We start from the raw sequence: 19,924 nt of genomic DNA, 5'->3' as shown, positions 1-19,924 counted from the left end.
CGGTGAGGAAGACCCTCACCCGCGTCGCTGCGCTCCGCGACCTCTCCCGGGGGGAGAGGGTGGGGAGAGCGGGAAGACCCTCCCCCTGCCCCTTCCCGGCCCCCTACCCCCTCCCGGCCCCCGGCCCCCGGCGCGGGAGTGGTGAGAGAGGGAAGACCCTCACCCGCGTCGCTGCGCTCCGCGACCTCTCCCGGGGGGAGAGGTGGGGAGAGCGGGAGCGCGAAATTGGCGTGGGGGGTTGCCGAACCAGAGGCACGCACCCAATCCGGGCGCGTTTGTCCCGCCCGGTGGGGTCGGGGGCGACGCCCGGCACGCGACGCCACGGAGATCGTGGCAGGAGTTTCGCCAATGGTCAGCATCATGAAGCCCGTCATTCGTTTTGGCGTGATCGCCGGTCTGACCGGCGGCGCCGCGTTGCTCATCGCCGGGCCCGACCGTGTCGGGGCGGCGCTGACGCAGGCGAGGGGGTCGATCAACAACCAGATCGACAGCCGCATCCAGGACCCGGTCGCGCTGCGTGCGCAGATCCGCAAGCTGGCGGAGCAGTACCCCGAGCGCATCGCGTCGGTCCGTTCGGACCTGGCGCAGTTGCAGGCGCACACGGCGCAGGTGGAGCGCGAGCGTCAGGTCGCGGAGCGCGTCGTCGCGCTCGCGGACAGCGACCTCGTTGAACTGAAGGACATGCTGGCCCGGGCCGAGGACGCGAACACGACCGGGCGCGTGGTGCGTGTGTCGTTCGGCGGTTCGGTGCTGGACCTCGACGGCGCGTATCGCAGAGCGAACCATGTTCTGCAGACGCGCGACGCGTACGCGGCGCGTCTGGAGGAGTCGGACCGCGACCTCGTGTACATGCAGCAGCAGGAGGAGCGTCTGCTCGAGATCCTCGCCACGCTCGAGCGCGAGCAGGCGGAGTTCCAGACGCAGCTGTTCCAGCTCGACCGCCAGGTCGACGCGGTGGCTCGCAACGAGCGCCTGCTGGACATCCTCGAGAAGCGTCAGCAGACGATTGATCGTCACACCCGCTACGAGGCGGCGTCGCTGGATCAGTTGAAGGGTCGTCTGGGCGACATCCGCTCGAAGCAGGAGGCGCGGATGCAGGCGCTGGCCAACGGCGCGGCGCGTGAGAACTACGAGGATCGCGCGAAGATCGAACTCGATCGTGACCTGCGAGGGCGCGAGGAGATCAAGAACGCGCTGCGGCAGGCGGAGACGCCGGCGCGGACGAAGTCGGGCGAGGTGCTGTACATCACGCCCTCGGGCCGCGGCGCGCAGGATCGTCCGAGCGAGCCGGCGGCGCAGTCGTCGGTCCCGATGGCGACGCGTCCGGTCGTGATCGAGTGAAAAAAGTCGTGACGATTGCCTGAAACCTTGTCCTCGTGCGTCGGTTAAGTACGCAGAGCAAGGGACAGCGCTGCGAAATCCCGACCGACCCGGATGTAACCCGGGGGAGTCGGGGGCGATACGGGGGCGGAGCCGGAGAGACTGAGCCCGTGTGGGCCGCGCACTGATATCTCCTCCGAAACGCCTGACGCGATCATCGGCTTCCGCTTGCCGCCCCGGGTTCACGCACGGCCCTGGGCGGCTTTTCATTGGGGTATGGTGAAGAATGCGTGGCGCGGCGTGGCCGCGATGGACGGGAACTCTTGAGGGAGACGGACGGATGCGAGTCGAGACACGGCGCGGCGGTTGGTGGGGCGGGCGTTTGTGGTTTGGGCGGCTGTCGCTGCTGGCGGTTGGGTTTGTGATGGGGATGGCGTTGTCGCAGACGACGGCGCGTGGCGCGGTCGAGCAGCAGGACGCACAGGCGATCGTGATCCCTCAGACGCCGGCGGGCGGGCATCTGGAGTGGTTCCTGAGGGCGTTGAACACGCAGGAGTTGCCCGGGCTGGAGGAGTTTGATGCGCGTCTGACGGATGAGTTTCGCGCGCAGGTGCCGGCGCTGCAGCTGCTGAACACGACGAAGATGCTGAAGATGCAGCTGGGCGAACTGGAGCTGCGCGGCGTGCGTGAGTTCTCGGCGCACTCGCTGGTGGCGACGCTGCACTCGGCGATGGTGAACGCGCCGTTCGCGCTGTCGGTGACGACGGAAGACGCGGAGCCATTCCGGATGACGGGCCTGATGCTGCGCCCGCTGCCCAGGCAGGCGCCGGCGGGCGACACCTGGGGGAAGATCGACGAGAGTCTGGTGGCGCTGGGGGATCAGGTGTCGATCGCGGCGATGCGCGTGAACGGTGACGCGGGCTTCGTGCCGGTGCACATGCTGTACGAGGACCTCTCGCTGGCGATCGGCTCGACCTTCAAGCTGTGGGTGCTGGGCGCGCTGGGGGAAGCGGTGCGCGAGGGCGCGATGGGGTTCGGCGACGCGCTGGCGATCCGCGATTCGTGGAAGAGTCTGCCCAGCGGGACGATGCAGCTGGAGGTCGCGGGTAAGGAGTTTCCGCTGCGCGAGTACGCGGAGAAGATGATCTCGATCAGCGACAACACGGCGACGGATCACCTGCTGCTGCATGTGGGGCGCGAGCGCGTGGAGGCGTTCATGCGCCGGTTCGTGTCGGGCTGGGAGCGGAACGTGCCCGTGCTGACGACGCGCGACATGTTCGCCCTGAAGCTGGGCGAGGACGAGACGCTGGCGGAGCGGTTCCTGGAGAAGGACGCGGATGGTCGGCGCGCGATGCTGGAGGGCGAGGTGTCGACGGCGAGGATGAACCTGCAGCAGCTGTGGCACCTGCCGCGACGGATCGACACGCTGGAGTGGTTCGCGAGCGCGGAGGAGTTGTGCGAGACGGTCGCGTGGCTGGCGCGCGAGGGTCAGCCGGAGGTTGTGGGCGCGATGTCGAAGAACCCCGGGGTGCAGCTGGATCGTGAGAAGTGGGTCGCGTTCGCGTACAAGGGCGGGAGCGAGCCGGGGGTGATGAACCTGACCTGGTGGCTGAAGCGGAGCGACGGGGTGGAGTTCGCGCTGAGCGTGGGTGTGAACGACACGGCGCGGCCGCTGAACGAGACGGCGATCGTGGAGATCGCGCAGCGTGCGGTGGCGTTGCTGGAGGGTTGGGGGAGGTGAGGGGGATTGAGGGTGGCGTGGTGCCATCACACGAGCGCAGCGAGTGTGATGCCGCGGTGATCTGTGTTGCTCACGCGATCCGATCGACCTGGACGCTCGCGCTTTCTGGCGAGTGCCTCGACGCGGCGGAGGACCACGCCCACTCGTGCGCGCGGGCCACGACGCCGCGACGCACGGGGTTGTTCTCTGTGTAGATGACTTTTTCGGCGAGCTCGTCGTGGTCGCGGATCATGCGGTCGTAGCCGCCGCCGCGTTGCCAGAAGCGCGCCGAGCCATCGGGGGCGAGCGCCGACGCGAGGAGCGGGTGTCCTGTGCGGCGCCATTCCTTCAGCGTGGTCTGCGCCGTGCGACGCTTGATCGCGGCCAGCGAGTTTGCGAGCGGTGTCGTACGCGGCGTGGCGACGAGGTGAACATGCTCGGGCATCACGACGAAGGCGTGCAGGAGAAAGCCGTCGAGTGTGCGCGCGCGATCGAGTTCGGTGAGGAAGAGGTCGCGCACCTGGGGTTCGCTGAGGAAGGGAAGGCGCAGGTAGCAGGAGAAGGTGATGAAACGGGGACGGGTCGGGGATTCGTGGCGCTTGAGTTTCTTTCGGTGTGGGGAGGGGGTAGAGGGGAGAGGGGAGGTAGGTTGGGGAGCACTACACTCGCGTTGCTCGTGTAGTGGCACCGTGAGGTTTGAAGATGGGGGAGCACTACACTCGCTTCGCTCGTGTAGTGGCGCCGGGGGGGAGGGAGAGGAGTGCGTCACGGCTTTATCCCCCGAGTTTCTCCGCGAGGATGGCGCGGGCGGCGTTGGGGTCGGCCTGGCCTTTGCTGAGTTTCATGACTGCGCCGACGAGGGCGCCGATCGCGGATTGCTTGCCGGCGCGGTAGTCGCTGGCGCTCTTCTCGTTGGCGGCGATGGCCTGGTCGCACCAGCGGACGAGTTGCGCCTCGTCGCGGACCTGGAGGAGGCCGTGGCGTTTGGCGGCGTCTTCGGGTGATTCGTCGACGGAGGCGTCGCAGAGGATGCCGAAGAGTTCGTCGGCGGCGCTCGAGTTGATCTTGTTCTCGTCGCGCAGGGCGACGATGCCGACGACCTGCTGCTCGGTGATGCCGAGTTCGGTGATGAGGGCGTTGCGTTCGTTGGCGCGCTTGGCGCCGGACTGGAGGAGGAGGTTGGCGATCTTTCGCCCGCCCTGCTCGCGGTCGTGGCCTGCGGAGGCGTGGATGTCGACGCAGCGTTCGAAGAAGTCGCTGACGGCGCGTTCGCTGTTGAGGGCGGCGGCTTCCTTGGGTCCGAGGTTGTAGTCGCGCCGGTGTCGGGCCTCGCGCGCGTGGGGGAGCTCGGGCATGGACTGGCGGACGCGCTCGCGCCACTCGGCGCTGATCACGACGGGGATGAGGTCGGGGTCGGGGAAGTAGCGGTATTCGTGGGCGTCTTCCTTCTGGCGCTGCTCGACGGTGACGAGGCGGACATCGTCCCACCCGCGGGTGCGTTTGGCGCCGGCGCCCATGACGCGTCCGTCCTGCATCCAGCGCTTGGGCTGCTCTTCGAACTCGTGCTCGATGGCGGCCTTGACTGCGCGGAAGGAGTTGAGGTTCTTGATCTCGACGATGGGGGTTTTGACGAGGCGCCCGTCGGAGAGTTCGAGGTGGCAGTTGATGTTGGGCTCGAAGCGCATGTGGCCCTTCTGCATGTCGCCCTCGGAGACGCCCAGCCAGCGGCAGATGTTGCGGAGGAGTTGCGCGAAGCGGACGACCTCGTCGGCGTCGTGGAACTCGGGCTGGGTGACGATCTCGAGGAGGGGCGCGCCGGCGCGGTTGAAGTCGACGATGGAGAAGTCGATCTTGCCGCCGCCGGGGGCTTCGTGCATGGACTTGCCGGCGTCTTCTTCGAGGTGCGCGCGGATGATGCCGATGCGTTTGGTGACGGGCTCGCCCTTGTCGTTCTCGCCGATGGGGAGGTCGACGGCGCCGTCGAAGCAGAGGGGGAGGTCGAACTGGCTGATCTGGTAGCCCTTGGGGAGGTCGGGGTAGTAGTAGTTCTTGCGGTCCCACTTGGTGAATTCGGAGATGGAGCAGCCGAGGGCGAGGCCGACGGCGATGGACATCTCGATGGCGGCCTCGTTGAGGACGGGGAGCGCGCCGGGGAGCCCGAGGACGACGGGGTCGATGAGGGTGTTGGGCTCGGCGTCGAAGTGGCCCGCGTAGGCGGGGTTTGGCGCGCGCGTGAACATCTTGGTTCGCGTGGCGAGTTCGACATGGACCTCGAGACCGACGAGGAGACGCTTGGAGACGATTTCGGGCATAGTGATCGATGGTAGCGGGTTGGTCCGCGCGCCCCGGCGACGCGATCCCCCGGGTTTCACCCCGCTACACTCCCGGGCTCATGCGTAGACGCGTGGTTATCACTGGAGTGGGGGTCGTTTCGCCCTTCGGCGTGGGCGCGGACGCTCTCTGGGAGGGTCTGCTGTCGGGCGAGTGTCGGCTGGGGCCGATCGGTCGGTTCGACGCGTCGGGGTTCCGCAGCGCGTACGCGGGGGAGATCAAGGATTTCTCCGTCCGGGACATGGTGCCCAAGAGCTATCGCAAGGCGGTCAAGGTGATGGCCCGCGACACGGAGATCGCGGTGGGCGCGGCCCGTCTGGCGGTCGAGGACGCCGGGCTGCAGACCAAGGCGACGCTCGAGGACGCGGGCGAGGGGGCGGGATCGCCGACCTACCCGGCGACGCGCGTGGGGTGTCACATCGGGGCCGGGCTGATCGCGGCCGAGACGCAGGAACTGACGAGCGCGCTGGCGACGGCGCGGGACTCGGGCGGCGGCGTGGACCTGGGCGCGTGGGGCTCTGGCGCGATGAACAACCTGCCCCCCCTGTGGATGCTGAAGTATCTGCCCAACATGCTCGCGTGCCATGTGACGATCCTGCACGACGCGCGCGGGCCCTCGAACACCATCACCTGCGCCGAGGCGAGCGGGGCGCTGTCGATCGGGGAGTCGATGCGCGTGATCGAGCGCGGCGACGCGGACGCGTGCTTCACCGGGGGCGCCGAGAGCAAGATCAACCACATGGGCGTGCTTCGGATGGACCTGGCGGGGCGACTGGCGCCGACGCGCGAGGGCGACGACCCTCGCTCGTTCGGGAGGCCGTTCGATCCGGAGTCGAGGGGTCAGATCCTCGGCGAGGCCGGGGCGATCCTGATCGTGGAGGGCCTGGACGCGGCGACGGCGCGCGGGGCGCGGGTCTACGCGGAGCTGGCGGGGTTCGGGGCGGGGCATTCCCCCCGTTCGAGCGACCCGGCGGAGCGTGGTCTGGGGATGGGGGCGGCGATCGGGCGAGCGCTGGAGGATGCCGGCTGCGTGGCGTCGGAGATCGACGCGATCGTGCCGCACGGCGCCGGTTTCGTCGAGTTCGATGAGGAAGAGGCGTCGGCGCTGCGTCGGGTGTTCGGGGATCGGCTGAAGGAGATCCCGCTGATCACGCTGACCCCTGCGATCGGGGACTCGATGGCGGGCCAGAGCGCCGTGCAGGCGGCGGTGGCGGCGATGGCGGTGCGTCGTCAGGCGTTGCCGGCGCGTCTGCACGCGGGTTCGCCGGCCGCGGACCTGCAGGCGGGTCGGGGCGGGTCTCGGGACGCTCGCCTGCGTCGGGTGCTGGTGACGGTGAACGCGCTGGGAGGCCAGAACGCCGCGCTGGTGCTTCAATCCGTACCCTAGATCTTCTCCCGGCGGGTCGGCGCGGCGGGCGCTGACCGAGAGAGCCGGCTTCCATGTGTTTCTCCCGCATCGCTTGTCCCCCTTTGAGAACTTCTGCCATGCACAACAATCGCCGCCCCGCAGTCCCGCTCGAAGCGCTCGACCCGACGCTGACGGATGTGTCCCGTCGCGTGATCGGCTTCGCGATCGAGGTCCACAAGACGCTCGGCCCGGGGTTCACCAAGGAGGTCTATGGCGCGGCGCTCGCGCACGAGCTGAAGACCGCCGAGATCCCGCACAAGCAGAACGCGAAGGTGTCGGTGATGTACCACGACGTGAGCGTGGGCGAGCTGACGCTGGACCTGATCGTGAACGAGCGTTTCGCGGTGACGATCATGGACGAGCCGCGTGAGATCGACGGCCTGGACCGGACGACGCTGCGTGCGCAGCTGCGTGCGGCGGACCTGGAGCTGGGCCTGATCATCAACTTCGGCGAGCGTCGCCTGAAGGACGGTCTGGTGCGCGTGCTGAACCCGGACAAGCTGAACGCGGTGCGCGGCGACCAGCACGAGGACGACGACGAGTACGAGGACGACGACGAGGACGAGTGATCGTCGGGTCGTGTCGCCAGGACAGGAGCGCGTGTTGAACGGCGCAGCAGGGACGCATCACGGTCTGGACGACGCGACGCGCGTCGTGATCACCGGAGTCGGCTGGGTCACGCCGCTGGGGACGGATGTCCCGAGCGTGTGGTCGAAGTTGTTGCGTGGGGTGTCGGGCGTTGGCCCGATCCGGCGGTTCGCGGCGGAGACCTTCCCGACGAACTTCGCGGCGCAGGTCCCGGAGTTCGATCTGGCGGGTTTCTTCGCGGACCCCTCGCCCTTTGCGCGGGTGGGGCTGAACAGCCGCTTCGCGCTGGCGGCGGCGGCGCAGGCGTGGAAGCAGTCGGGGCTGGGCGATGTCTCGCGCGCCGGGCAGACCTACGCGGGTTTCCCGGAGTTGAACCGCACCCGGATGGGCATCTATCTCGGGTCGGGCGAGGGCGCGCTGGACTTCGAGGCGTTCGTCGGCGCAAACCTGGCGGGGTGGGACGACGCCACGAAGACGGTGAGCGGCGAGGGCTGGTCGCGCGCGGCGTACGGGGGCATGGACCCGGTGCGCGAGGTGGAGCAGGAGCCCAACATGCCCCTGTCGCACCTGGCGGCGGCGTTTGGCGCGATGGGCCCGGCGTACAACTGTCTGACGGCGTGCGCCGCGAGCACGCAGGCGATCGGCGAGGCGTTCGAGATCCTTCGGCGCGGCGACGCGGACGTGATGATCGCCGGCGGGACGCACTCGATGATCCACCCGCTGGGGATCACGGGGTTCATCCGTCTGACGGCGTTGTCGTCGCGTCGTGACGAGGCGCAGAGCGCGAGCCGCCCGTTCGACCAGACGCGCGACGGGTTCGTGATGGGCGAGGGCTCGGGGATCGTGATCCTCGAGACTTTGGCGCACGCGAAGCAGCGCGGGGCGACGCCCCTGGCGGAGATCATCGGGTTCGGGAGCTCGGCGGACGCGTTCCGCATCACGGACATCCAGCCCGAGGGGCTGGGCGCGCAGGCGTCGATGCGCGAGGCGCTGGAGCAGGCGGGGCTCGACCCGGCGTCGACGGACGAGCGCGGCAGGCCGCTGATCCACTACATCTCGGCGCACGGGACGGGGACGAAGGAGAACGACTCGATCGAGACGAAGGCGATCAAGGGCGTGTTCGGGGGGCTGGCGCCGAAGATCCCGGTGAGCTCGATCAAGTCGTCGATGGGGCACCTGATCGCGGCGGCGGGCGTGGTGGAGTGCATCGTGTGCGTGGAGGCGATCCGGACGGGGATGCTGCCCCCGACGGTGAACTACCGGCACCCGGACCCGGTGTGCGACCTGGACTACATCCCCAACGAGTATCGCGACGAGCGCGATCGCGGCGGGGTGGAGGTGTGCCTGTCGAACTCCTTCGGGTTCGGGGGGCAGAACGACACGCTGATCGTGCGGCGTTTCCGGGGCTGACGGGGGCGCGCGGCGGTACGATCGGGGCCACCCGTCGGGAGGGCCGGAGCCGCGTGTGCCGAGAGAGACCCGGACATCCAGCGACGCGCGACCGGCGCAGGGCGTCGAGGTGAAGCCCTCGCGCGCGAGCGGGACGGTGCGCGACCCGTCGGCGCGCTCGGCGAGGCATCACGCGCCCAGCGCGCGAGGGGTGCTGCGCGAGGTGAAGCGGGCGGCCAGGTCGATCGACACCCCCGAAGCGGAGGACCGGCTGCGCGACGCGTTCCGCGCGATGGGCGCGTGGGCGGCGTCGACGGGCAGGCGTGCCGCGAACTCGCGCTGGACGCGCTGGCGCGTGCTGACGGGCGCGATGATGACGCTGGCGGCGGGGTTCACGGTCGCGGCGCTGGCGGCGTTCTCGCTGGCGGTGAGCGAGCCGGCGTGGTGGGGCGCGTCGGGCGTGGATCGGGCGGGCGCGGCGCAGGTCGCGGAGGACGTGGAGCGCGGCGTGAGCAACGCGCTGCACCGGGGACGACCGCTGGGCGAGGCGTGGATGGTGGGCATCGCGCAGGACGACGCGAACGCGTGGATCGCCGACCGGCTGCCGATGTGGCTGGCGAACCAGGGCGTGCGCCGGCCCGAGGTGTTCCCGGAGGTGCGCGTCGCGTTTGACGAGGGGCGCATCCGGATCGGGTTCAAGCGGCGCGACTCGGAGCGAATGGCGACGGTCTCGCTGCGCCCGCGCTTCGACGAGCGCGGCGCGCTGTGGACGCCGGCGACCGGCCTGAGCGTGGGGAGACTGCGCCTGCCGGCGGGGATGCTGCGCGAGCGCGGGCTGGACCAGGTGCCCGAGCCGTACCGCGAGAGCGACGGCGCGAAACGCGCGGCGTCGACGCTGTCGGGCGAGATCCCTGCGCCGACGGAGCTGCGCCTGGCGGACGGGCGCGTGGTGCGCGTGACGGGGGTGAGGGTGGAAGAGGGGCGGCTGGTGCTGACGTGCGTGACGGTGCGGCGGTAGGTCAATGGGAGATTAGACTTGACCAAACAATTATCTAACATATCATTCCACTACAATGCCCGATCAGCGAGAGGCGGCAGACCGATAGAACCATGGTGTATGCACCGCGCACGAGGTTGAAGCTTTCCAAGGCGATTGAAGCGTCGGCGGAGTTGCTGCGCCTGGAGCGCGGGAACAGGATGAGCTACCTCAGGCTGCTGAAACTCCTATACCTCGCGGATCGGACATCGCTTGAGAGGTTTGGCAGGCCGATCACATACGACTACTACTACGCCCTCAAGCATGGACCAGTGCCGAGCCAGATCTATAACCTGATTAAGGGAGAGCATCCCGACGCTCCGCAGTGGTCTCGCGTGATCGTGCGTGATGAGTACCAAGTGCGGCTGCGAACTTCGGGTGCCCCGCGCTCCGAACATCTCTCGAAGGCGGAGGTCGGGGTGCTTCATGAGGTGGCCGATCAATGCCGAAAGCTGGGTGATGATTGGCACATCGTGGACTACCTTCACGACAATTGTCCGGAATGGGCTCGCAATAAGCCACCTCATGACAAAACTTCTCGGCCGATTCCGCTGAGGGACATTCTCGAGGCTGTGGGGCTGAGTGACATCGCCGACGAAATCGAAGACGACCTTCGCGAGGAATCGGCGATGGATGATTTTTTTGATGCGGATCGGTGAGGCGCGATGCTGGGGGATGCCTACCTCGTTGATCTCGCGGCTGTTGGACTTCACCTCTGCATCGTTCTCTCGAACGAGGACGATGAGCGCCGGGTGGTGCTCGTCAGCGTGTCGACTTGGCGGGCGCGGTGCGAAAACACCTGCGTTCTACATCCGGGAGATCATCCCTTTATTCAGCACGAGAGCACCGTGCGATATGACAAGGCGAGGATCGTGTCCGTCCCGTTCCTGTTGGCTTACGCAAAGCGACGCGAATCGCTGGCCCCGGAGGTGTTGGATCGTGTCTTGCGTGGGGCTTCGCAGAGTCTGCAGATGCCGATGGGGCCGCAGGAAATGCTTCGGGAGCAGGGCTTGATCGAGTAGAGCGCCCGCTCACGCCGCCTCCGACGACCCCCGCTTCGACCACGCGCACCCGGCGGGGGCTTCGGCGCTCTCGCGCCAGTCCTCGCACTGGGGCAGGTTCAGCTCGCTCGGCATGGTCTTGCGGTAGCCCAGCAGGCGGATGACCTCGAGGACATCGGTCCAGCTGGGGAAGGTCCGCCCGTTCACGCGCTTGAAGGCCTCGATGGCCTGCACGAACAGGAACTGCTCGCGCGTCATCTCGCCTTCTTCGGCGGCCTTGGCGAAATCGCTGCGCCGGCGACCGGGCCCGCGGCGGCGCTCCAGCCCGGTGTCGCCCGGGGCGTCGTGGCCGAGTGCCGCGTTCATCTCGCGACGGTCGACGCCGGAGCGCCGGTCGACGACGCTGAAGCCGGCCCACTCGGGCGGGGGGGCGTCCTGCGACGTCCCACCCCGGGAAGCAGAGCAGCCGTCACGCGCGGCGCGCGACGGCTGCTGGTTGTTCACGGGCTTGTTCGTTCGCTTGTCGCTCGCCATGGTGGGCTCTCCGCGGGTCGTCGGTCTTGACGAGCCGTGGGTTCTCACCGGGCGAAGGCGCGCGTCTCAGAGTTCTTCGTCGTCGTCGAAGTCCTCGTCCTCGTCGTCGTCGTCCTCGAACTCCTCGAACTCGTCCTCTTCGAACTCGTCCTCGTCGTCGTCGAACTCGTCGTCGTCGTCATCATCGAGCCATTCCTCGTCCTCCTCGACCTCTTCGTCCTCGCAAAGCGGCTCCAGGACCGCACAGCCGGACGACAGGGTGAGCGCGAACGGATTCTCGGACTCGATGAGCTCGGTCTCGAGGGACGAAACGGCGTTGAGCAGGCTGATCATCGGAGCAATCCCGGTGAGGTGGAATCTCGTGAAAAGACGGCGGGATCCGCGCCCGCGCCGAGCGTCGACCCCCGTCGGGCCGGGGGCGGTTACACTACAGCAGGCCGGGTGGCTGTCAATCCCGGAATCACGCGATTTTCGCGCCCGCCCGAGAGCCCCGCCCACGCCGGATTCCCGACGACGTCGCCGACACCGGAACCCCCTCCCGCCCCGTCGGTTACGCTCCCCAACCGAGAACCACGCCCCGAGCCACCCGTGACCGACCAGCCACGATCCCAGCCCGACCGACTCCAGCCCGTCGCCCTCATTCTGGCGTTCCTCCTCCCCGGCGCCGGCCACGCCTACCTGGGCGACCTCCGTCGCGGCGTCTGCGTCGGCGCCGGCGTCCTCTCCCTTTTCCTCGCCGGCCTCCTCATCGGGGGCATCGACGCCGTCGACCGCAAAGAGGACTTCTGGTGGTTCGTCGCCCAGAGCGGCGTGGGGCCCGTCGCCTTCGTCACCGATCGCGCCCACCAGTCCCTCAAGGTCGTCGACCCCGTCACCGGCCAGCGCCGATCCCCCCACCCCGACGAGAACCCGCGCTACACCAAGTCTCTCGGCAAGATCAACGAGATCGGCGCGCTCTACTGCGCGCTCGCCGGCCTCCTCAACCTCATCGCGATGATCGACGCCGGCTGGCGCCCCGACGGACGCGCCCGCATCGTGCGCGCACGACCCACCACCGGAGCCCCAGCGTGACCCACTCATCGCCGACGCTCCTCGCCTGGACGCCCTTCCTCGACCCGCTCCCGGCGCACTCGTGGTGGCTGCTCCTCGCGGTCCCCCTCGTGCTCGGCGTGTCGTTCACCTACAAGGCCGTGCGCATCCCCGACATCAAGGACCTCCCCCGCGCCACCCTCGTCATGTTCGCGCAGGTCCTCGGAGGCATCACCGCCGTCGCGCTGGGCATGTACCTGGTCATCGAGTGGCTGATGCCGATGTACGGGTGAGCGGAAGGCACTAGGCACTAGGCAATAGGCAATGGGCAATCGGCAATGGGGCAGAGAAGACGCGCCCGTCGCGCGCTCGAACCCCCTCCCGCTCGCAAGAGGGAAAATCTCCTCCCATTGCCCATTGCCCATTGCCTCACACATACCTCCCCACCCACTCCCCCCTCACCCCGTCGAGGTTCTGCACCAGGTACCGCAGCGCATCGACCGCGTGATCCGCCCCGTCCTTCACCGGCGCGTCTGAGTCCGGCCGATCAGCGCAATAGTGGTACCGCTCCAGCGACTCGATCAGCGTCGCGCACCGCTCGTGGATAAACAGCGTCGGCGAGCCGCTCGCCGGCGCGAGGCGCGCGCGCACCATGCGCAGCCCCGCCTCCAGCGCGAACCGCCTGTCGCGCACCGTCAGCCCGGCGCGCCGCAGCGCCGTCACCTCGCTCACGCCGCTCTGCAGACTCCGCTGGTTTCCCGCCGGATCGACGCCCACCCACGCCGCCCGCGGCCAGCGCGACCCCAGCATCGCCCCGATGTGCTTCTCGAGCGTCGCCTCGCGCGCCACACGCTCCTCCACCACGCGCACCACGCCCGACGCGTCCACCGCCGCGAACAGCACCACCGTCGGCGCGCGAAACCCGAAGTCCATCCCGCACACCCACAGCAGCGACCCGTCGAACCGCTCCTCGTCGCCCCGCCCGGACGCCGGCAGAATCCCCGCCTCCACCAGGGGCCCGTCCCCCACCACCGACGCGCGCTCCACCGGCTCGACGCGTGAGCGCACCGGCCACTCGTGCGCGAACACATGCGTCGCGCGATCGAACTCGGGGAACACCAGGTCGTCCCGCCGCGGCCTCTCGCACAGCATCTCGCTCCGCCACGACGCATCGTCCGACCTGCGCTTCATCGCCAGCGCGTCCTCCACCGCGATATGCCCTCGCGCCGCCTTCGCGCGCCCGGCGCACTCCGGCAGCAGCGCGCACGCCCCGCACGCGCGCTCGGGCGCGCACCGCTCCAGCGCGTCCACCACGCCCCACCGGAACACGCGCCGCGACCCGCGATCGCCCGTGATCTCCGCCATCAGCCCGTGCGCGCGATGCATCGTCGAGAACGCCTCCACCCTCCCACGCACTCCCACCGGCCCGCACCGCTTGCTGCGCGCCACCAGCTGCGCCGCGCGCCACACCTCCGGGTCGAACAACTCCACCTCGTCGCAGCGCAGCACCTGAGGGCGGCAGCCGCGCACGCTCGTCTCGCTCTGCGCCAGGATCTCCGCCACGCTCCCGCTGCGCAACCGCACACGCCGTTGCGTCACGCGTTCCTCCAGCAGACGCGACAACTCCGGGCGCTCGAAGAACCGGCGCAGGTGCTCGTGCATCCGCTGCGATTGCTCCGCCGACCCGCCAAGGATGCGCACCTCGATCCCCGGCTTGAACAGCAGGTCCAGCAGCGTCGCCAGCGCGCCATAAAAAGTCTTCCCGCCGCCGCGGCACGCCCACACCACGCAATCCCCGGGCGAGTCCCCGCGTTCCTCGAAGAACGCGTGGCACAGATAGTCAAACGCCGCCGAAGACCCCGGCAGAAGCGCGACGCGAGGCGCCTCAACCCCCAGCGTCAATCGCAGCCACTCGTGCAACTGGTTGGGCGTGCGAGGGCGCACCCCCAGCAACGCCGCCCGGTCCCGACGCGTCAGCGAAGGATTCGACTCACCCATCGTCGCGCTCCCCCTCGTTCGGCGTCGCCGGGGGCGAGATCATCTCGCGCGCCGGGTCGCCCAGACGCTCCAGCAGCGCGAGCAGCGACGACGCCGCCCCGTCCGCGATCGCGTCGTCGTCCTCCTCCTCACGCGTGCGCGCCGGTTCGGTCGCCTGCGCCTTGAGGATGTCCACGCACGCCTTGCGCCGCGTCTCGTCGGAATCGGAACCGGACGCGATCGACAGCAGCAGACGCGCCGCGTCGCCCTTGGCGCGAGCCAGCAGCACCGACGCGCGCGCCTCGGCCAGCGAACGAAGCGACGCGATGCCCGACGACAACTCGGGCAGCGCCGAACGCCGGGCCAACTCGTCGAGCGACACGCCGTGCCGGCGCGCGATCGAGCGCAGCTCGCCCCGGCGCGCATAGAGCGACTCCGCCAGCGAATCGGGCGTCAGGTCCACCGGCTCGCGCCGACGCGCACGCGCGCCAGCGTTCGGGGCTTCCGGGGCTTCCGGGGGTTCGGGGGTTTCCGGGGGCTGCGGGGGTTCGGTCGGGGCGCCGATGAACACCGGCCCGTCGTGCTCCACCAGCGCCAGGCCCGCCGGGCGGGGGAGGTCGGCGCTCATCGCGCACCCCCCCTTCCGATCGTCCAGGCGAAGCGCGCGCAGCAGCGCGTCGGCGCGGTCGTGCGCGTTGTGCCGGCGCAGACGCGCCAGCACCGCTCGCCGCTGCGCTGCGGTCAGAAAGAATGTCAGCGCGTGCGGCAGATCCTCGCGCCCGTCCTGAGACGAAGCGCCCGTGGTCGTCGTGGTGGTCATGCAGAGTCCGTCGAAAGAAGGAAAAGGAGAAGAAGAAGCAGAAGAACACAGACAGAGACACGCTCACGCGCCGGCGTCGTGCGTGAAGCCGACCGACTCGGCCCCCGCGAAGCGACACGCGCGCAGGAACACCTCCTCGAGCGGGGCGTCCGCCCAGCGACGGTGCGCACGACCCCACCTCGCCCACGCGCGCACCTCGCGCTCCACGAACCCGCGCCCCGCGTTCGTCGTGGCACGCTCCAGCGCCACCAACCCCTGCGCCAGACGCCACCGCTCCACCCCGGCGTGCGCCAGCGCATCGAGCAGGCGCGCGTCCGGCTCGCGCACCGGCAGCGCGTGGCGCGCCATGCCGGCGCGCCCGAAGCACCCCAGCGCGCCCGCCATCGCGCCCAGCGTCTCGGTCCGACGCGTCCGGGCCGAGTCCAGACACGCGCGCACCAGCGCCGTCGCGATCCCAAGCCCGCGCACCCGCTCGTCGACCACGACCCGCGCGATCGTGCGCACCTGGGCGTTCAGGCGCGCCGCGTCGGCGCGCCGGTCGCCCGTGCGATACTCCCCGGGCCACGCGATCTCGCGCAGCGTCGAGTTCAGGGGAGGGCTCGTCACCACCAGCGCCCCCACCGGCGCGCCGCCGTGCCCCGGCGCCAGCCCGTCGCGCAGGCGCGCCGTCAGCACCAGCGTCGGGCGCGAGGGCCGACCGGCCCGATAGTGCGCCGAGCCGAGCGCCGCGTAGTCGCGCATCGTCCCGCGCTCGATCGTCACGGGCGCGCCGTCGTCGACCGAACCGGCGTCGCGCTCGACGCGCGCAGCGCCGCCCGGCCCCAGCAACACGGTTTCCTGCGGCCGCAACCACGCGCGCAGCGCCGGGTTCGACGACGCCGCCAACACGCGCAGGCCCGCAGTCCTCGCCGCCGCCCCTCGCAGCGCGCCGCACGCGCCCAGCGCCGACACCGGGTCCAGCGTCGCGCAGCACTCGTCGACGACGAGCGCGCGATCCCCGGGCGCGCCGCGCTCCAGCGCGTCGATCGCGAGCGCCAGGCGCAGACGCCAGCGCTGCCCGTCGCTCAACTCGTGAGGGCGGCGCAGGAAGCACGACGCCTGCCCAAGCCCGACGCGCGCCAGCGCCCGGACCGCGTCGTCGACCGTGCCGCGGAAGAGGTCGACCGCCGGGGCCTCGCGCAGGCGGACCTCGTCAAGACGCAGCACGCGCACGCCGCCCTCGCGCAGCGCGTCCGCCGCGCAGCGAAGCAGCGTGCTCTTGCCTGCCCCGCTCGGGCCCGTCAGCAGCGTCACCGTCCCCGGCGCGCACGCGAGGCGCACGCCGTCGCCGACGAACGATCCCCCGGCGTGCTCGTCGAGCAGCAGCCCGAAGCGGCTCGCCGCTTCGCACGAACGACGCGTCGGCGCGCCGGGCGCGAACCGTGGCGCTCGCACCGTGATCATCGCGAGCACCCCTCGTCCATCATCGCGCGCAGCACATCCATCTGCGTCCGCACCGTGTGCAGCGACACGCGCAGGTGCGCCGCCGCCTCACGCAGCGTCCGACCCTCGAGCACGCACGCCGTCGCGACGCGCCGGCGCAGCGGCGGCCAGGCCTCGCGCCTCGACACCACGAACGCAAACTCCGCCGACAGCACCCGGCGCGCGAGCAGACGCACCCGACGACGCGTCCGACGCAGCGCCAGACCCGTCAGCGACGACGCCTCGAGCGTCGTCAGCCCTCGCGCGAACACCGCGCGCACCAGGTCCCGGTCCGGCGGCAGCAGCCACTCGGACCGATCCACGATCACCTCCGCCATCTCGCGCGTCTCGCGCCGACGCAGGTCCACCCGCTCCATCGCCCGACGCTTCACCTCCCGGACCGGGCCGCCGGTGGGCGCAGGGGGTGCAGAAGGGGCTGGGGAGAGAGCCGGCCCCCGGGGCCCCCGGGGCTCCCGGGGGGCCGGGGGTGTCGGGGGTGTCGGGCTCTGCGGCGACGCGGCGGGCGCCGTGCGCCTCGCCTTCCCCAGCGCCCCGGACGCCTCGAAAGCCCCGGCGCCCCTTGCACCACCCCGGACATCGTGTACTATTGAGTAAACCATGATGCCTATGGTTTACCGCATCCGTCGCCGCTTTGCAAGGGTTCTGTATGGTATCTCCACAAGACAGCGCACACCAGCGGGCGCTGCGCGTCCTGGGCGACGCGATCCGCGCACGACGCCGGTCACTGGGGCTCTCGCTCAGCCAGCTGGCGTCCGGGGTGGGGTGCACCAAGTCGTACCTCTCGCAGATCGAGACGGGCTACCGCGATTCGCCGCCCTCGCGCGAGATCCTCGCGTCGCTCGAGCGCGCCCTGCGCCTCGCGCCCGACTCGCTGGCGCGCCACGCCGCCCTGCTCTCGCTGCCCGACGCGCTTCGCACCGAGGTCGACGCGCTGCGCGCGCACCGCGATCGCGCGCAGGCGCTCGCGACGAAGCTCAAGACGGCCTCGCTCGACGACCTCTACAAGTCCGGCCAGCTCGCGTCGCTCGTCGACGCGCTCGCGCCGGCCGACGCCGATGCCTCGATGCGCAACGCGTCGCCCGTCCCGCTGCGCGTGCAGGTGCCCCTCATCAACAAGGTCGCCGCCGGATATCCCACGGAATTCACCGATCTTGGCTACCCGGCGCGCGTCGCCGATGAGTATGTCGCGGTCCCCGAGGTGATGGACCCCGACGCCTTCGCGGCGCGCGTCGTGGGCGACTCGATGCTGCCCGACTACCGCGAGGGCGACATCGTCGTCTTCTCCCCCGAGCGCACCGCCGTCGACGCCGACGACTGCTTCGTGCGTCTCGAACCCGACGCCGAAACAACCTTCAAGCGCGTCTATTTCGAAACGCTCGAGGGCGAAGAGCACATCCGCCTCCAGCCCCTCAACCCCGCCTACCCGGCGCGCACGCTCCCACGCGAACGCGTCGCGGGCCTCTATGTCGCCGTCAGCGTGATACGACCCGTGCGTCCGCGCTGAAGCGGCTCACCGCAGAGGACGCAGAGTGCGCAGAGGCGGGAAAGCGTGGCGGGCAAGACGGTTGCGACCCACCCCCTTCCCCCTCCGCCTCCTCCGCGTTGAAAAATCTTCCGATTTTCCTTGACAACTGTGATACAGTGTTTCGGCAACGGCGCACCGGCGCCATCCGCAGGGCACACCCGTCAGGGGCACATCCATGATCCGACACATCGCCGCGCTCGTCCCGCTCGCACTCATCGCCGCCCCCGCGCACGCGCAGGGCGCCTGGCCCGACGACCCGTGGACCGACACGCGCCTCGTCCAGGCGAACGCCGCTGACATCGCCTACCAGGGGCGCGCCGTCGCGTTGTCGGGCGAGTTTCTCTACTCCACGGGCATGCGGCCCGGCGTCCCGGGCGTGTCGCCCCCGGTCGGACGCATCGCCGCGTTCGGCATCACGCCCTCGGGGCTGCGGCTTCTTTCGTTCATCGAAGACCCCGCCCCGCAACCGTCGATCGGCTTCGGGTACCCGATGCTCGCCGACGCCCAGCGCGTCTTCGTCGCCAACGCCGGCTACACCGACCCCACGGAGCACCCCACCTTCTACGCCGGGAATACCCCCACGCGCCCGACGGGGCCCGCGCGCGTCGAAGTCTTCAGACGACTCCCCGACGGCGCCCTCTCACACGAGCAAACTCTCGAAGATCCACTCGGCCAGGACGGCTCGGGCTTCGGCGCCTCGATCGCGCGCAGCTTCGACTACCTCGTGGTCAGCGCGCCCTTCGCCACGGTGTTCGGCGTGCCCAACGCCGGCGCGGTCTTCGTCTATTCCTTCAACTCCGTCCAGCAGCGGTTCGTCCTGCGCACCACGCTCACCGCGCCAACGCTGGCGCAGGACGGATACTTCGGCTACGCCGTCGCCCTCACGGACCGGTCCGTCATCGTCGGCTGGCCCGGCTTCGCCAACCGGAGCGGGCGCGTCGTGGTCTACGACAACCCGCTGACCATCCCCGAATGGAAACTCACGCAGATCATCTCGCCGCAGGACGGGCCGCCCGAGATCGGGAACCTCAAGCGCCTCGGAACCTCGCTCGCGACCTCGCTCGAGGGCCTGACGCTCGCGGTCGGAGCGCCGCGCAGCGAACGCCCCGAAGGCGGTCTCCGCGACGTCGTGCTCGTCTTCGACAGGGGCTTCGAACTCGACGACGACTTCCTTTTCCAGTCCCATCTCACGCCGCCCGCCGACTTCACCGGACTCCACTTCGGCAGAAGCATCGCCATCCCCTCCAACTTCATCCAGCGCACGCTCATCGTCGGCGCGGGCGATCGCGCCATCGGCGGCGGGATCATGAACATCTACAGCAGTCAGTGGTCCGACACGCAGTGGAGCCGCGACGCGACCGTCCGCTTCGTCAACGCCGGGTCCCTCGCCGCGCGCCAGATCGACAACTCCTTCCAGTTCGTCGCCTCCGGCAATCAACGCGACCGAGCCATCCTCGCCACGCGCGACGCACTCTGCTTCCGCGACCTCCGAGGCGACGCCAACAACGACGGCATGACCGACTTCGCCGACCTCAGTCTCGTCCTCTCCTCCTTCGGACAGTCCGGCGACGACCTCCCCGGCGACCTCAACAACGACGGCGTCGTCGATTTCTTCGACATCAACTTCGTCCTCTTCACCTTCGCCTCGCCCTGCCTGCCCCCGAATTAGCAGCGGCGTTCGTGAGCAGCAACAAAAACACCACGCAAGGCAACGACCGTACCCTCCGCCCCGTATCGAGCAACGACGACCGATCAACTCCTGTG

Annotated in this window: 19 protein-coding genes; 11 read left to right on the top strand and 8 right to left on the bottom strand. The window is 69.8% G+C overall.

Annotation, left to right across the window (positions count from 1 at the left end; all coding sequences use genetic code 11):
• The first annotated feature begins 348 nt into the window (after positions 1-348).
• Together KF684_11175 and KF684_11170 are read left to right on the top strand one after the other, a co-directional pair.
• Positions 349-1,341 (top strand): hypothetical protein, encoded by a 993-nt coding sequence (locus KF684_11175; protein ID MBX3353482.1) that lies wholly within the window; start codon positions 349-351, stop codon positions 1,339-1,341.
• Between the two features lie 319 nt (positions 1,342-1,660).
• A complete protein-coding gene (locus KF684_11170; GenBank protein ID MBX3353481.1) occupies positions 1,661-3,061 on the top strand; it encodes a serine hydrolase in 1,401 nt (466 codons plus the stop codon).
• Between the two features lie 70 nt (positions 3,062-3,131).
• Here the strand turns inward: KF684_11170 and KF684_11165 are convergent, their stop codons facing one another.
• Together KF684_11165 and gatB are read right to left on the bottom strand one after the other, a co-directional pair.
• Positions 3,132-3,560 (bottom strand): hypothetical protein, encoded by a 429-nt coding sequence (locus tag KF684_11165; protein ID MBX3353480.1) that lies wholly within the window; start codon positions 3,558-3,560, stop codon positions 3,132-3,134.
• A 253-nt stretch (positions 3,561-3,813) separates the two neighbouring features.
• Complete coding sequence (gatB, locus tag KF684_11160; protein ID MBX3353479.1) at positions 3,814-5,352, bottom strand: Asp-tRNA(Asn)/Glu-tRNA(Gln) amidotransferase subunit GatB; 1,539 nt, start codon at positions 5,350-5,352, stop codon at positions 3,814-3,816.
• An 80-nt stretch (positions 5,353-5,432) separates the two neighbouring features.
• On the opposite strand from gatB, the gene KF684_11155 reads away from it, so the two are divergent.
• The 5 genes from KF684_11155 to KF684_11135 all read left to right on the top strand — a co-directional run bounded on the left by KF684_11155 (position 5,433) and on the right by KF684_11135 (position 10,451).
• Positions 5,433-6,758: a hypothetical protein gene (locus tag KF684_11155; GenBank protein MBX3353478.1), complete on the top strand. Its 1,326-nt coding sequence runs from the start codon at positions 5,433-5,435 to the stop codon at positions 6,756-6,758.
• Between the two features lie 98 nt (positions 6,759-6,856).
• Complete coding sequence (locus KF684_11150) at positions 6,857-7,348, top strand: GxxExxY protein (protein MBX3353477.1); 492 nt, start codon at positions 6,857-6,859, stop codon at positions 7,346-7,348.
• 64 nt (positions 7,349-7,412) lie between these two features.
• Complete coding sequence (locus tag KF684_11145) at positions 7,413-8,777, top strand: beta-ketoacyl-[acyl-carrier-protein] synthase family protein (protein MBX3353476.1); 1,365 nt, start codon at positions 7,413-7,415, stop codon at positions 8,775-8,777.
• Between the two features lie 55 nt (positions 8,778-8,832).
• A complete protein-coding gene (locus tag KF684_11140; protein MBX3353475.1) occupies positions 8,833-9,774 on the top strand; it encodes a hypothetical protein in 942 nt (313 codons plus the stop codon).
• A 92-nt stretch (positions 9,775-9,866) separates the two neighbouring features.
• Entirely contained in the window at positions 9,867-10,451 is a 585-nt protein-coding gene (locus tag KF684_11135; protein ID MBX3353474.1) for a SocA family protein, read from the top strand.
• Positions 10,452-10,823: 372 nt separating this feature from the next.
• Here KF684_11135 and KF684_11130 read toward each other — a convergent pair whose 3' ends face one another.
• The gene (locus KF684_11130; protein MBX3353473.1) at positions 10,824-11,327 is read right to left on the bottom strand and encodes a hypothetical protein; all 504 of its coding nucleotides are present in this window, start codon (positions 11,325-11,327) and stop codon (positions 10,824-10,826) included.
• Between the two features lie 66 nt (positions 11,328-11,393).
• Positions 11,394-11,660, bottom strand: coding sequence for a hypothetical protein (locus KF684_11125; protein ID MBX3353472.1), 267 nt, complete (start codon positions 11,658-11,660; stop codon positions 11,394-11,396).
• 255 nt (positions 11,661-11,915) lie between these two features.
• On the opposite strand from KF684_11125, the gene KF684_11120 reads away from it, so the two are divergent.
• Both KF684_11120 and KF684_11115 read left to right on the top strand, forming a co-directional pair.
• Positions 11,916-12,398 carry a hypothetical protein gene (locus tag KF684_11120; GenBank protein MBX3353471.1) on the top strand — a complete coding sequence of 161 codons (483 nt, stop codon included), beginning with the start codon at positions 11,916-11,918 and terminating at the stop codon, positions 12,396-12,398.
• Positions 12,395-12,649, top strand: a complete 255-nt coding sequence (locus KF684_11115) for a hypothetical protein (GenBank protein MBX3353470.1) — start codon at positions 12,395-12,397, stop codon at positions 12,647-12,649. The genes KF684_11120 and KF684_11115 overlap by 4 nt, the downstream gene beginning before the upstream one ends.
• A 136-nt stretch (positions 12,650-12,785) precedes the next feature.
• On the opposite strand, the gene KF684_11110 is transcribed toward KF684_11115, so the two are convergent.
• The 4 genes from KF684_11110 to KF684_11095 all read right to left on the bottom strand — a co-directional run bounded on the left by KF684_11110 (position 12,786) and on the right by KF684_11095 (position 17,006).
• On the bottom strand, positions 12,786-14,354 hold the full coding sequence (locus KF684_11110) for a hypothetical protein (GenBank protein MBX3353469.1): 1,569 nt from the start codon (positions 14,352-14,354) through the stop codon (positions 12,786-12,788).
• Entirely contained in the window at positions 14,347-15,153 is an 807-nt protein-coding gene (locus KF684_11105; protein ID MBX3353468.1) for a hypothetical protein, read from the bottom strand. The genes KF684_11110 and KF684_11105 overlap by 8 nt, the downstream gene beginning before the upstream one ends.
• 63 nt (positions 15,154-15,216) lie before the next feature.
• Positions 15,217-16,596: an ATP-binding cassette domain-containing protein gene (locus KF684_11100; protein ID MBX3353467.1), complete on the bottom strand. Its 1,380-nt coding sequence runs from the start codon at positions 16,594-16,596 to the stop codon at positions 15,217-15,219.
• Positions 16,593-17,006: a hypothetical protein gene (locus KF684_11095; GenBank protein ID MBX3353466.1), complete on the bottom strand. Its 414-nt coding sequence runs from the start codon at positions 17,004-17,006 to the stop codon at positions 16,593-16,595. The genes KF684_11100 and KF684_11095 overlap by 4 nt, the downstream gene beginning before the upstream one ends.
• A 275-nt stretch (positions 17,007-17,281) precedes the next feature.
• Between KF684_11095 and KF684_11090 the strand changes: the two genes are divergently transcribed.
• Together KF684_11090 and KF684_11085 are read left to right on the top strand one after the other, a co-directional pair.
• The gene (locus KF684_11090; GenBank protein ID MBX3353465.1) at positions 17,282-18,139 is read left to right on the top strand and encodes a helix-turn-helix domain-containing protein; all 858 of its coding nucleotides are present in this window, start codon (positions 17,282-17,284) and stop codon (positions 18,137-18,139) included.
• Between the two features lie 196 nt (positions 18,140-18,335).
• A complete protein-coding gene (locus tag KF684_11085) occupies positions 18,336-19,829 on the top strand; it encodes a hypothetical protein (GenBank protein MBX3353464.1) in 1,494 nt (497 codons plus the stop codon).
• Positions 19,830-19,924: the final 95 nt, after the last annotated feature.

The sequence above is a fragment of the Phycisphaeraceae bacterium genome (assembly GCA_019636675.1).
Lineage (GTDB): Bacteria > Planctomycetota > Phycisphaerae > Phycisphaerales > UBA1924 > JAHBXC01.
The sequence above is the reverse complement of the archived record's forward strand: the minus strand, read 5'-3'. Positions and strand labels throughout refer to the sequence as shown.

Coding starts and splice junctions, on each gene's coding strand:
- gatB (MBX3353479.1), bottom strand. CDS start 5,352: ATGCCCGAAATCGTCTCCAAGCGTCTCCTCGTCGGTCTCGAGGTCCAT.
- KF684_11150 (MBX3353477.1), top strand. CDS start 6,857: ATGCACAACAATCGCCGCCCCGCAGTCCCGCTCGAAGCGCTCGACCCG.
- KF684_11105 (MBX3353468.1), bottom strand. CDS start 15,153: ATGACCACCACGACGACCACGGGCGCTTCGTCTCAGGACGGGCGCGAG.
- KF684_11155 (MBX3353478.1), top strand. CDS start 5,433: ATGCGTAGACGCGTGGTTATCACTGGAGTGGGGGTCGTTTCGCCCTTC.
- KF684_11110 (MBX3353469.1), bottom strand. CDS start 14,354: ATGGGTGAGTCGAATCCTTCGCTGACGCGTCGGGACCGGGCGGCGTTG.
- KF684_11085 (MBX3353464.1), top strand. CDS start 18,336: ATGATCCGACACATCGCCGCGCTCGTCCCGCTCGCACTCATCGCCGCC.
- KF684_11175 (MBX3353482.1), top strand. CDS start 349: ATGGTCAGCATCATGAAGCCCGTCATTCGTTTTGGCGTGATCGCCGGT.
- KF684_11100 (MBX3353467.1), bottom strand. CDS start 16,596: ATGATCACGGTGCGAGCGCCACGGTTCGCGCCCGGCGCGCCGACGCGT.
- KF684_11125 (MBX3353472.1), bottom strand. CDS start 11,660: ATGATCAGCCTGCTCAACGCCGTTTCGTCCCTCGAGACCGAGCTCATC.
- KF684_11135 (MBX3353474.1), top strand. CDS start 9,867: ATGGTGTATGCACCGCGCACGAGGTTGAAGCTTTCCAAGGCGATTGAA.
- KF684_11130 (MBX3353473.1), bottom strand. CDS start 11,327: ATGGCGAGCGACAAGCGAACGAACAAGCCCGTGAACAACCAGCAGCCG.
- KF684_11170 (MBX3353481.1), top strand. CDS start 1,661: ATGCGAGTCGAGACACGGCGCGGCGGTTGGTGGGGCGGGCGTTTGTGG.
- KF684_11090 (MBX3353465.1), top strand. CDS start 17,282: ATGGTATCTCCACAAGACAGCGCACACCAGCGGGCGCTGCGCGTCCTG.